This window comes from Streptomyces sp. W16 (assembly GCF_033194735.1).
Taxonomy (GTDB): Bacteria; Actinomycetota; Actinomycetes; order Streptomycetales; family Streptomycetaceae; genus Streptomyces.
Window position 1 is genome coordinate 1 of sequence record NZ_JAWOAI010000309.1, and the last position, 12,011, is coordinate 12,011.

Annotated in this window: 10 protein-coding genes and 1 pseudogene; 3 read left to right on the forward strand and 8 right to left on the reverse strand. The window is 68.5% G+C overall.

Annotated features, from left to right (window positions below; translation table 11 throughout):
• Positions 1 to 486: pseudogene (locus tag R6V09_RS32810) on the forward strand (hypothetical protein); the annotation flags it as partial.
• 203 nt (positions 487 to 689) lie between these two features.
• Positions 690 to 1,493 (forward strand): endonuclease I family protein, encoded by an 804-nt coding sequence (locus tag R6V09_RS32815; protein WP_317885094.1) that lies wholly within the window; start codon positions 690 to 692, stop codon positions 1,491 to 1,493.
• 127 nt (positions 1,494 to 1,620) lie between these two features.
• Here the strand turns inward: R6V09_RS32815 and R6V09_RS32820 are convergent, their stop codons facing one another.
• The 8 genes from R6V09_RS32820 to R6V09_RS32850 form a co-directional block, all read right to left on the reverse strand.
• Positions 1,621 to 2,016: an SUKH-3 domain-containing protein gene (locus R6V09_RS32820; protein WP_317885095.1), complete on the reverse strand. Its 396-nt coding sequence runs from the start codon at positions 2,014 to 2,016 to the stop codon at positions 1,621 to 1,623.
• A 17-nt stretch (positions 2,017 to 2,033) separates the two neighbouring features.
• Positions 2,034 to 2,456 (reverse strand): hypothetical protein, encoded by a 423-nt coding sequence (locus R6V09_RS32825; RefSeq protein WP_317885096.1) that lies wholly within the window; start codon positions 2,454 to 2,456, stop codon positions 2,034 to 2,036.
• Entirely contained in the window at positions 2,339 to 3,100 is a 762-nt protein-coding gene (locus R6V09_RS54710) for a S1 family peptidase (RefSeq protein ID WP_442810200.1), read from the reverse strand. Before R6V09_RS54710 ends, R6V09_RS32825 begins: the two co-directional genes overlap by 118 nt.
• A gap of 110 nt (positions 3,101 to 3,210) precedes the next feature.
• Complete coding sequence (locus tag R6V09_RS32830) at positions 3,211 to 3,822, reverse strand: hypothetical protein (protein ID WP_317885097.1); 612 nt, start codon at positions 3,820 to 3,822, stop codon at positions 3,211 to 3,213.
• A 13-nt stretch (positions 3,823 to 3,835) separates the two neighbouring features.
• Positions 3,836 to 6,568 (reverse strand): DNRLRE domain-containing protein, encoded by a 2,733-nt coding sequence (locus R6V09_RS32835; protein WP_317885098.1) that lies wholly within the window; start codon positions 6,566 to 6,568, stop codon positions 3,836 to 3,838.
• A gap of 131 nt (positions 6,569 to 6,699) precedes the next feature.
• The gene (locus R6V09_RS32840; RefSeq protein ID WP_317885099.1) at positions 6,700 to 8,385 is read right to left on the reverse strand and encodes a thiamine pyrophosphate-binding protein; all 1,686 of its coding nucleotides are present in this window, start codon (positions 8,383 to 8,385) and stop codon (positions 6,700 to 6,702) included.
• On the reverse strand, positions 8,382 to 9,350 hold the full coding sequence (gene speB, locus R6V09_RS32845; RefSeq protein ID WP_317885100.1) for an agmatinase: 969 nt from the start codon (positions 9,348 to 9,350) through the stop codon (positions 8,382 to 8,384). Before speB ends, R6V09_RS32840 begins: the two co-directional genes overlap by 4 nt.
• Before the next feature lie 71 nt (positions 9,351 to 9,421).
• Entirely contained in the window at positions 9,422 to 10,891 is a 1,470-nt protein-coding gene (locus R6V09_RS32850; RefSeq protein WP_317885101.1) for a sodium:solute symporter, read from the reverse strand.
• Between the two features lie 124 nt (positions 10,892 to 11,015).
• On the opposite strand from R6V09_RS32850, the gene R6V09_RS32855 reads away from it, so the two are divergent.
• Positions 11,016 to 12,011: PucR family transcriptional regulator ligand-binding domain-containing protein (locus R6V09_RS32855; protein ID WP_317885102.1), on the forward strand; the 996-nt coding region annotated here is incomplete at its 3' end.

Below are 12,011 nucleotides of genomic sequence, written 5' to 3' on the forward strand. Positions count from 1 at the left end.
ACCGGTACGGCTCCGGGCGGCGCCACCGGCGGTACGCGCGGCGGCTTCGGCGGCGGAGGCGGTGGCGGCATGGGCGGCACCACGTCCAGCGCGCTCGTCTCGTACCTGGAGAAGCACCAGGACGGCGCCAAGTGGCTGCTCGCGGTGTCCAATTCGCAGAGCGCGGGCCAGCTGATCCTGAGCACCCACAAGCCCGTCATCTCCATGTGGGGCTTCACCGGTTCCGACAAGGCGATGACCCTCGCCAAGCTCAAGGAGCTGGTGAGGAAGGGCGAGTTGCACTACATCCAGCTCGGCGGCGGCGGGATGGGCGGCAACAGCACCCTGAACACCGAGATCACCGCGTGGGTGCAGAAGAACGCGACGGCGGTGAAGGAGAGCGCGTACGACAAGAGCGCGTCGACGGAGACGAGTTCTTCGTCCTCCACGACGTCGACGACCAACACGTCGACGCTGTACCGGCTGGACCCGTCGGACGTGAAGTGACACGCACGTAGGCGACAGCGAACGGCCAACGGCCCCCGACCCACCGGTCGGGGGCCGTTTTGGTACGTCAACTCGCGTAGACACAGGGCAAATTGTCGCGTCCGGTCACCTGATCGACACGTCTCGTTTATTTACAGGACCGCATGTGCATGTCACGCTCCCGTTTGCCGCCCCATTCAACCCGCGTAGATGGGACACTCTTTATGCTTGCGACGCGCATCCACCGCTGGAAATCGGTGGCGTTGACGACCGCCGCCGTCCTGGTCGGCCTCACCGCCCCGGCCCTGACGGCGACCCCGGCCGCCGCCACAACGACCGCGTACGACACGACGTACTACAAGAACGCGGTCGGCAAGACCGGTACGACCCTGAAGTCCTCGCTGCACACGATCATCAGCAGCCAGACCAAGATCTCGTACTCCGCGGTCTGGGACGCCCTGAAGGTCACCGACCAGGACCCGAACAACAGCAGCAACGTGATCCTGCTGTACAGCGGTGTCTCCCGCGCCAAGTCCCTCAACGGCGGCGACGTCGGCGACTGGAACCGCGAGCACACCTGGGCCAAGTCCCACGGCGACTTCGGCGAGGTGACCGGCCCCGGCACGGACCTGCACCACCTGCGTCCCGCGGACGTCCAGGTCAACAGCATCCGCGGCAACCTGGACTTCGACAACGGCGGCAGCGCGGTCACCAACGGCGGCGGCAGCACCGTCGACTCCGACTCCTTCGCGCCCCGCGCGGCGGACCGGGGCGACGTGGCCCGCATGATCCTCTACATGGCCGTGCGCTACGAGGGCGACGACGGCTTCGCCGACCTGGAGCCCAACGAGAAGGTGGGCAACGGCAGCAACCCCTACATGGGCAAGCTCTCCGTCCTCAAGGCCTGGAACGAGGCGGACCCGCCGAGCGCCTTCGAGGAGAAGCGCAACCAGGTCATCTACGACACGTACCAGCACAACCGGAACCCGTTCATCGACCACCCGGAGTGGGTCGAGGCGATCTGGTAGCCGGAAACCGCTCAGCCGCGTACCGCCCGCCTGCGGCATACCACCAGGCGGGCGGTACGGGGCCGCGCGCGACCGGCGGTTCCTGGTGGCCGACGACCTCTGCGGTAGGTGTCCTGCGGGACCGCCATCAGTCCAGCCGTTCAGGACGAACTCTGTCGACCAGGTGCGTCAATGCTTCCTCCGGGCTCCCGCCGTAGAGGGCGAGAAACGTGTCGTAGGCGCCGTACGTCCGGCCCCCCTCGGCAACCAGGAGCACGAGAGCACCGGAAGCGGCGGTGCCCACGGGCGTCAGCTTCTCTCCTGTTCGCCGCTCGTATCCCCTCAGCTTTTCGCCGTTGACCATGCGACTGGCGCGCTCGGCGTTCAGTTCGCAGCTGTGTGTCCCCGGATCGAGCGGATGGCGTGGGTAATCGAAGCCGGTTCCGTTGAATTGCTCGACGAAACGCAGCGCCGTCGACGAGCAGTGGATTCCCCGCTCCTCCCAGACATCCCTGATGTGGCGGATGTCCACTTCGGAGGCCACCCACCGGGCGTCCTTCGTCAGGATGACCGACAGCCTTCCGTATCCTCCAGGTACCAACCCCGCCCGGTCATGCGTTCCTTGAGCCGCTCCACCTCTTCGGCGGGCGGCTTCCCGTAGGACAGGGCCCCTGCCGCCCGGTTGCGCACCACATGTCGGTCGAAGCCGAAAGCCGCCTCCACCACCACGCCCAGGTTCCGTTCGGCCAACAGGTCGGAGAGGATCACGAGCAAGGGACCGTAGTCCGCGTCGTCCTCTCGGACACCGGCGGGGAAGACCAGCCGGAGCTGGTCGACGACTTCCGCGAGATGCGGTTCGAGGTCCATCAGTCGTCTGCCGTCACCGCGGAGCGAGGCCCAGTCGGGCCGCGTCCTCGTGGCGCTGACAAGCCGCCGGAACCAAGGGTTGGTCGTGCCCTTGTCGAGGCGACCGTCAGGATCCATGAGCGGAGCGCCGCCGCACGTACGTATACGCCGACATCGTCGACCCGGCAGCTCGGCCCCCAGCTCACCACCGCGAGGACAGTGGGCGGGGCGCTGCCCGCCAGCGCGGGACTGCCTGAATCGCCGGTGCATGTGTTGCGGGTGGCGCCGCTGTCCGGCAGCGCGCACGACTGCCAGGCGGGGTTCGGCGTGATGTCCAGGTTGCGCTGGGCCTCCGTACAGCGATCGGCGGCTACGAAGCGGAGCGGGACCGCGGTGCGGCGGCAGGGTGCGACCCCGCCGAACCCATTGCGACCCCAGCCGAACACGGTGGCGGTGGCCGGCGGTTGATCGGCGGGGCCCGGCAGTCTTGCCGGGGTCGTCCGAGCGCTGCCGTCCAGAACCAGCAGCGCGGCGTCCACCACCTTTCCGCTGCTCGTCCGAGGGTGCGCGATCACGCGGTCGACTCTCAGTCGTTGTCCCCCCACCGGGGCATCGCGGCACAGATTGTCGGCCCCCACGACGGCGTCCACCGCACTGTGCCGTGCTGCGTGGACACAGTGCGCGGCGGTCAGCACCAGGTCTTCGGCGACGAGCACGCCACCGCAGAACTGACCGTTGAACAGATCGCCTGCCGGCGAGGACGCGTTGACCAGCGCCACCACCGCGTCAGCCGGAGGAACCGCTGACGTTGGGACGGCGGAGACACCCGAGTCACCTGCCGCGGTCCCGACAACAAGAATCAGGACCGCCAACAGGATCGATCGACAGCGGCTCAGCAACGGCTCTTCTTCGTCTCGACCACGAGTTCGGTGAAATCACGCCACTGATATGTGGCGCCTCCCACGTGGTAGGTCACCGTCACGCCGGACATCTGGGCTCTCGCGGTACCAGTGACACGTATCGCCACCACAAGATTGCGCACGGTCCCCGAGGACCCCGAAGTGCTGGTCTGCGTCGGAGCCGAAGCCGACGCGGAAGCCGTACCGGCGGACTGCGTGGATCCGGGCTCCGCTTCGGCGGACTTCGCCTGGGGAGCGAGCGTCGCGCCGACGGCCGGACGCCGCCCGGCCCAGTCGAACCCCGGCTCGTCGGACGGCGGATACAGCTCAAGGCCCACCAGGTTGTCGCGGGCTGCGACCAGCACTGCTTCGACCAGACGGAGTCCGTGCGGGGCAGCCAGACCGACCCCGTCGATCACCACGTCCTCGTGACCGGTGTTGCGCGGTATTTCAGCGCCGAAGGCGAGTGTCGTCCCGGTCTTCACCGGCACGCAGACCTTGGTGCCGTCCGCGACACCCGAGTTCTCGAGCGGCCCGTTCGTACCCGCGCCCGACGACGTTGTGCACGCGCTGCCGGCGCCCAGAACGAGCACCAGCAGCAGCACCGCGGCCGCCTTGCTACTTGGCGACGAAGTTGTACGGATGTGCACTGCCCGGATCACCGCCCGTGCCGCAGAGATGACGGGTCTTGTTGAACGTGTACACCACCGTGGTATCCGATGAGTAACCCGTTTCCGCGGACAGGTCAATGCCGATCACACTCGTGAGGCTCGCCCCGTTGGTCCAGGTGATTGCCTTGGATCTCGTCTTCGTGAAAACGCTGCCCTTGATGTACTTGAAGCAGTGTGTCGCATTCGGAATGTGGGCGGAACTGGTGTCGGCCCCACCCGCATAACTTCTCGGACGTACCTCGTACCAAGGGTCGGCATAAGCGCATCCCACGATGTACTTACCGTATCTGAACTGCGTCTTGTAATAAACGCCGGTATTGTTCCCGTAGTTCGGGTACTGCGTCGTGGTCGAACTCGACTTGGACATGCTTCCTCCCGCCGAGTACGAGCCGTACGTACCGGACGCCGAGACCCCGACACCAAGGGATGACGAAGCACCTGATGTGTAGGACAGGGTGTGAGCCACCCCTGTTGTCTTGCTGTAGGTCTGGCCGATGATCACCCACTTCGGCGGGATCTTCTTCAGGAGTCTGATACCGCACGCCTTCGAGACACCGGCTTCGACTTCCTCCGGATCCTCGTCGCTGCCCGTCACCTCGCTGGGATCCGCGACCGGGGTCGGGGTTGCCGAGGGATTCTCTGTCGCATCGGTCGTGGAATCCTCGGCCGGAGCTGACGACGCTTCGGAGTCCAGGGTCAGAGTGACGTCTTCCGGATCCGCCTGAAGGGCGGCGGCGTCGGCCGAAGTGTCCGCCGCGGTAGAGGCGGTGCTGTAGGCAAGGACCTTCGCGACCGAGGACGAAGTGACCAGTCTGCGCCCGAAGTTGTACGAGACCGCTTTCCTCCCGGAACTGGCTATGGCCTCGAAGTTGACGGTCCCGTCATCAGCGGCCTGCGCGCTGAGGGCGGACAGGGCCGCAATCCTCAGCTCGTACCCGCCTGAACTGTCGGTGACGGCTTTGGCGACCGGTTGGAGCTTGACGTAGTCGCCCTCTTCGAGAGCGTCGTCCACTTCGTTGCTCGGCCATGCGTACAGGACGACATCGGCACCCGAGGCCGCCGTACCGTCCGAGTTGTCGACCGTTCCCTTTGCCACTACCGGAGTCGTCAGCGACGCGGAGTCGGTAATGCCAGCCAGCTCGGAATCGTCACGGTAGTTCACGGTGAGGTGGGGCTCATAACTGCTGTCCCCGCTGACGTAGTTCGCGGAGCGGTAACGGCGCCAGGTGAGCGGATCGCTCTCGTCGACCGCGCGCAACTGCACACCGTCGTTCTCGGCTCCGTCGGCCCAAGCCTGCACGATGGCGTCGATGTCCCAGTGGTTGCCGGCGGCCGGGCAGGACGTGTTGTAGCCGTGGGCGGCGGTGTTGACCTTCTCTCCGGCGCTGGTGACGGTCGGCTGGTCGTCCCAGGCGATGGCCGTCGAGTCCCAGGCAGAGGTCACTCTGCGGACCCGCACCCCGGATCCCGCAGTGGAGCAGGTGGAGGACCAGTACGAGTACAGGGAAAGATCGGTGTCCACAATGTGCATGCCGATGAACGCCGAGGTGTCGAACTTCAGATAGGCGCGGGCCCGGTGCGTGCCGGAATCGTAGGTGCCGACACGCAGTTCGTCGGAGGAACGCTGTGAATCGGTGTAGTTCGGGCTCTCCAGCCACGTATCCGTACTGACCGCGAGCGTGGTGGTCGGGTCGATGGTCAACGGGTAGGTCACGTCCGGCGAGTTCAGGAACGCCGTGTCCGGCGTGAGGACGAGCACCTGTCCGCCCGGGGTGTCCTCAATTCTTGAGTCCACCTTGGCGTCGTTCTCAGCCAGGCCGGAAGCCTCGTTCACAGCCGAGTCCCACATGTGCGGAGCAGGAGCGTCGGCAACGGTCCTGCCCGACGCGTCGGTCAGCGTCAGATGGCCGTTCGCGTCCTGGGACGCCTTCAGCCCACCGGAGAGGGTGAGCGGGATACGGAGCGTCAGCGGCCCGTCCGGACGCCGGTGCAGGACGACCTGCTCCGAAAATCCGGTCGGGAGGGCTGTGACCACAAGGTCTCCGCCCGCCACCGCGTCGGCGTACGTGGCGGTGTCTCCGGCCAGCGAGGGGACAGGGAGGTCGTCGCCCAGCGACAGACCCAACGCCTTGGAACCGTCAGCCACATGCGCGAAGGGGCCCGGCCCTCCGTCGGAGAAACTCAGATCTGCCACGGTCGCCCTGGGAGTGACGGCGTCCCCCGTATCGGCGAGCGCAGTACTCACCGGCGTCCACGAACCGTTTTCCCGCACCCGGATCGGACCGCTGAACACGTCGGTGGTCAACGTCCCGTCTGGGTTGGCCCACGCGGTGGACTTCTCGGTCCGTTCAGCGGTGATCTCCACCCGCTCGTCCCGCGCCTTGGCCGACGCCAGAGCCGAAGTGCGGTCTGTCTGCTCGGAAGCCGCCAACGGCGCACCGCGGTCCGTGTCACCCGATGCGATGGCCACCGCGCCGCCGCCGGACGCCACTAACGCCAGGCCCGCACCCAGCACGACGACCCGCGCCCTCGCGCGTCCGCGCCGATTTCTCTGAGTAATGGGTTGTCTGAGCAGCAAAGAAAAATGTCGCGAAAACAAAACGAATCCCCCGCCCCCGGAGGCGCGGCGATACCGCGCACTCATTTCGTGCCCAGCCCCCTGCGAGACACGTGGCCCCAACTATGGATCAGCAACCCCCACCTGACGATGTCATGCCAAATACTTGATCGACTCTTGACCCTATGACCCGGAATCCGAACTTCCTCGACTCGACCCCCACCTGACTGCCGGCGCCGGACAGGGCTTGTCCGTCAGTCCAGGTGCGTAGCCGCGAACATCCGCAGCACAGCCGGAAGTACGACCACCGACGGCCCCGGCGTCCCCAGCGCCTTCGCCAGATCCGTCTCCAGCGCCTCCGGCGAAGTCCGCACCCCCGGCACCCCGAACGACTCCGCCAGCGCCACATAGTCCGGCCGGGTCAGTTCCGTCGCCGTCGCCTCGCCGAACGCGTCCGTCATGTATTCGCGGAGGATGCCGTAGCCGCCGTCGTCGACGATCAGCCAAGTGACGTTCAGGTCATACTGCTTGGCCGTCGCCAGCTCCGCGATCGAGTACAGCGCACCCCCGTCACCCGACACCGCCAGCACCGGCCGCGTCGGATCCGCCGCAGCCGCGCCGAGCGCCGCCGGGAAGCCGTAGCCGAGGCCGCCCGCGCCCTGGGCGGAGTGGAGATGGTTGGGGCCCTTCGCGTCGAACGCCGACCAGGCCCAGTAGGCCAGGATCGTCATGTCCCAGAAGGACGGGGAGTCGGCCGGCAGGGCCCTGCGGACCGACTCCAACACGCCCTGTTCCAGGGTCAGTTCCTGAGCGGAGATGCGTTCCCTAACCCGCGCCAGCACCTCCCCCACCCGGCCCTCCGCCGTCGCGTCCGTCCGCTCCGTCACCGTCTCCAACAGCGCCTGCACCGCGTGCCACGCGTCCGCGTGGATGCCCAACGCCGGGTGGTTCGACTCCAGTTTGCCGAGGTCCGCCTCGATCTGGATGACCCGGCCGCGCGGCCTGAACGTGTGGTAGTTCGACGACAGCTCACCCAGACCCGAGCCCACCACCAGCAGTACGTCCGCGTCCTCCAGGAAGTCCGTCGTGTGGCGGTCCTCCAGCCAGGACTGCAACGACAGCGGATGGTTCCACGGGAACGCCCCCTTCCCGCCGGGGGTCGTGACCACCGGGGCCCGGAGTTTCTCCGCCAGTTGCCGCAGTTTCTTCGACGCGTCCGCCCGTACGACTCCCCCGCCCGCGATGATCGCGGGCCGCGCCGCGCGCGACAGCAAGTCCGCTGCTACGGCGGTCAGTTCGGGGCGCGGGACCAGGTCCTCCGGGGTCGCGTCCACCGCCGTCACCACTGGCAGCAGAGTGGGCGCCAGCAACACGTCCTGGGGAATCTCCACCCACACCGGGCCGTGCGGAGCCGTCAGCGCCGACTTCCACGCCTCCGCGATCGCGGACGGGATCTGTGACTGGGTGCGGACGGTGTGGACCGACTTCACCACGCCCCTGAACGAGGCCGACTGGTCCGGGAGTTCGTGCAGAAAGCCGTGGCGACCGCCGCCCAGGCCCGCCGTCGGGATCTGGCTGCTGATCGCCAGGACGGGGGCCGAGGCCGCCCGCGCCTCTTGGAGCGCGGCCAGTGACGTCAGCGCGCCGGGGCCCGTGGACAGCAGCAGCGGCGCCGCCTCACCCGTGATGCGGCCGTACGCGTCCGCCGCGAACCCCGCGTTGTTCTCCACCCGTAGGCCGATGTAGCGGAGGTCGGAGCGGCGCAGGGCGTCGAACATGCCGAGCGCGTGCTGGCCGGGGAGCCCGAAGACGGTCGTGGCGCCGAGGCCCGCCAGGGTCTCCACGACCAGGTCTCCGCCGTTGCGGCCGGGGGGAGGATTCAGCGCGGCCTCCGTCTGAGCCGCCGTCGGACGGAGTTCCAGGTCGTGGTCGTGGGTCACTTCGAACGAGCCTCGGCAATCTGACGGGACATGATGGTGATCAGGTCGTACGCGGTGTGGGACGCGGCCACCGACGTGATCTCGGCGTGGTCGTACGCCGGCGCCACCTCGACGACGTCCGCCGACACCAGGTTGCAGGATGCCAGGCCGCGCAGGATCTCCAGAAGTTCGCGCGAGGTCAGGCCGCCGGCCTCGGGCGTGCCGGTGCCGGGCGCGTGGGCCGGGTCGAGGCAGTCGATGTCGATGGAGATGTAGAGGGGACGGTCGCCGATGCGCTGGCGGAGCTGGTCGGCGACCTCGTCGGCGCCCCGGCGGTAGACGTCCGCGGACGTCACGATGCCGAAGCCCATCTTCTCGTCGTCCTTGAGGTCCTGCTTGCCGTACAGCGGACCGCGGATGCCGACGTGCGAGAGCGCCTCCGTGTCGAGGATCCCCTCCTCAACTGCCCTGCGGAACGGCGTCCCGTGCGTGTACTCGGCGCCGAAGTACGTGTCCCAGGTGTCGAGATGGGCGTCGAAGTGCAGCAGGGCCACCGGGCCGTGCTTCTTCGCGACCGAGCGCAGCAGCGGCAGCGCGATGGTGTGGTCGCCGCCCAGAGTCATCAACCGCGCGCCGGTGCCCAGGAGTTCGTCCGCCGCGGCCTCGATGGTCTCGACGGCCTCGTTGATGTTGAACGGGTTCGCCGCGATGTCACCGGCGTCCGCGACCTGCGCCAGCGCGAACGGGGACGCGTCCTGCGCCGGGTTGTACGGCCGCAGCAGCCGGGACGCCTCGCGGATCGCGTTGCCGCCGAAGCGCGCGCCCGGCCGGTAGGAGACACCGGCGTCGAACGGCACCCCGACCACGGCGACATCGGCGCTGCCCACCTCGTCCAGGCGCGGCAGCCGGGCGTAGGTCGCGGGCCCGGCGTAGCGCGGGGTGCGCGAGGAGTCGACGGGGCCGCGAGGCGTCTCGTTGCTGGTCATGGGCACTGCCTTCTTTCCTACGCTTCGTCGCGTATGGACTTTTTTACGGCTTTGTACGGCTGGCTACGACTTTACTGGTGGGCGGCGACCGGTTCGGACGCGAGTTCGGGGGCACCGCGCCCGGCGAGCCGTTCCCGCCAGGCGGCCAGCACCGCCGCGTCGGTCGCCGGCGTCGCGAGCGACACGGTGACGTAGGCGACCAGGGACGACAACAGGCCGTAGTAGACAGGCTCGTTGGCCAGGATGCCGTAGGTCGCCATCAGGCCGACGACCGCGAGGCCGCCGACGGCGACGGAGGCGAGCGCGCCCTGTGCGGTGCCGCGCTTCCACAGCAGGCCGCCGAGGATCGGGACGAGGAGACCGCCGACGAGGAGGTTGTAGGCCACGGTCAGCGCCTCCACCACGTTGTTCAGCGCGATCGCCGTGACGATCACCGCGACGCCCATGACGAGGATGAAGGCACGGTTGCCGCGCACCTCGTCGTGCTGCTCCTCCTCGCTGTCCCGCCGGACGGCACCGCGCAGCTTCGACCAGATGTCGTTGTTGGCGACCGTGGCGCAGGCGATCAGCGCGCCGGAGGATGTGGACATGACTGCGGCCAGGGCCGCCGCGAGCACCAATCCCCTTACGCCGACCGGGAGTTCGTCCTTGACGATGGTCGCGAAGGCGTCGTCGGCGCTGCCGAGGTCGGGGTAGAGGACCTTGGCCGCCGTGCCGATGACGGCGCCGGCGAGGGCGTAGACGAGGCAGTAGGTGCCGGCGACCGTGCCGCCCCACTTGGCCGTCCTGTCGCTGCCGGCCGTGAACACGCGCTGCCAGATGTCCTGGCCGATGAGCATGCCGAACGTGTAGATCAGGACGTACGTGAAGATCGTCTCGCCGCCGATGCCCAGCGGGTCGAAGTACCCGGTGGGCAGCTTCGCCTTCATCTCGCTGAACCCGCCCGCCTTGACGACCGCGATCGGCAGGAGCAGAAGCAGCACGCCGATCGTCTTCACCACGAACTGGACCATGTCCGTCAGCGTGATGGACCACATGCCGCCGAGCGTCGAGTACGCGACGACGATCGAGCCGCCGAGGACGATCGCGACCGTGCGGTTCATGTCGAAGAGGACGTCGAAGATCGTGGCGTAGGCGATCGTCGAGGTGACGGCGAGCATGAGGGTGTACGCCCACATGACGACGCCGGAGATCACTCCCGCGCGACCCCCGTACCTGAGATCGAGCATCTCGGAGACGGTGTACACCTTCAGGCGGGCGATGCGGGCGGAGAAGAAGACGGAGAGGGCGAGCAGGCCGAGGCCGATGGTGAAGACCATCCAGGCGCCGGACAGTCCGTACTGGTAGCCGAGGCCCACGCCGCCGATGGTGGACGCGCCGCCGAGGACGATGGCGGCCATGGTGCCGGAGTACATGACGGGTCCCAGGCGGCGGCCCGCGACCAGGAAGTCGCTCTTAGACCTGGCGCGGCGCATGCCCCACCAGCCCATGGCCAGCATGCCGGCCAGGTAGACGACGATGACGGTGTAGTCGACGGCCATACGGGGGCCTCCTTCGCGCACTCTCGGGGGGCTTGCGTCGCGACTGACCCTAGGTGGCCGGAAAGCGGCTGCGAAGTGTACGTTTCATCCATCCGAGCACGAGGTGATGGAGGAAACGTCCACCATGCCGGACCTCACGGTTCCGCCCACACCCCCCGTACCCCTCGCCGCCCTCCTGGCCCGCGAGGACCTGGGGCTGCGGCAGATCGCGGGCCCCACCGACCCCGGCACCGTCATCCACTGGGCGCACACCTCGGAGATGCCGGACCCGTATCCGTATCTCCTGGGCGGCGAGCTGCTGCTGACGGCCGGCGTCCACATCCCGGAGGCGGCGGGCTCCGGCACGTACTTCGCCGACTACGTCTCCCGCATCGTCGAGGCGGGCGGTGTGGCCCTCGGCTTCGGCGTCGCGCCCATCCACGACACCGTACCGAGGGCCCTGGTCGCGGCCTGCGACCACTACGACCTGCCGCTCCTGGAGGTCCCGCCGCCCACCCCCTTCTCCCGCGTGGCCCGCGCGGTCTGGCAGCTGATGGCACAGGCCCGCCTCGCCGAACTCCGCCGCGTCACCGAGGCCCAGCAGAGCCTGGCGGCAGCGGCCTCCCGCCCCGATCCGGTGCCTTCGGTGCTACGGCAGCTCGCGCAGCGGGTCAGCGGGCGTGCCGTGCTGTACGGCCCGGATGGCACGGAGATCGCGGCGGCGGGACGGGGAACCACGGGGGCGGACGCTCTGGCGGGGCTGGCACGGGTGGTACGGCCCACCGAAGCACCCTCTTCCGCCGCCTCCCCCACCTCCGCCACCGACACAGTCCCCGGCACCCACCTCGCCGCCTACGCCCTCGGTACCGGCCAGGGCTTCGTCCTCGGTGTCGCCGCTCCGCACCGCGACCCCGGCGACCACACCATCGCCTCCGTCGCGGCCGTACTGCTCTCCCTCCTCACCGGCGAACACCAGAGCCGCACGGGAGCGGACCGTTCGTCGGCGCTCGTACGACTGCTGCTGGGCGCCCCGCCGGCGGACGTCGCGCCGCTGCTGGGAGCGGACCGATGGGTCGTCGTGCACGGCGCGCCCGACGCCGACCCCGCCACCACCCCCACCCCCGACCCCGTCGCCGCGTCC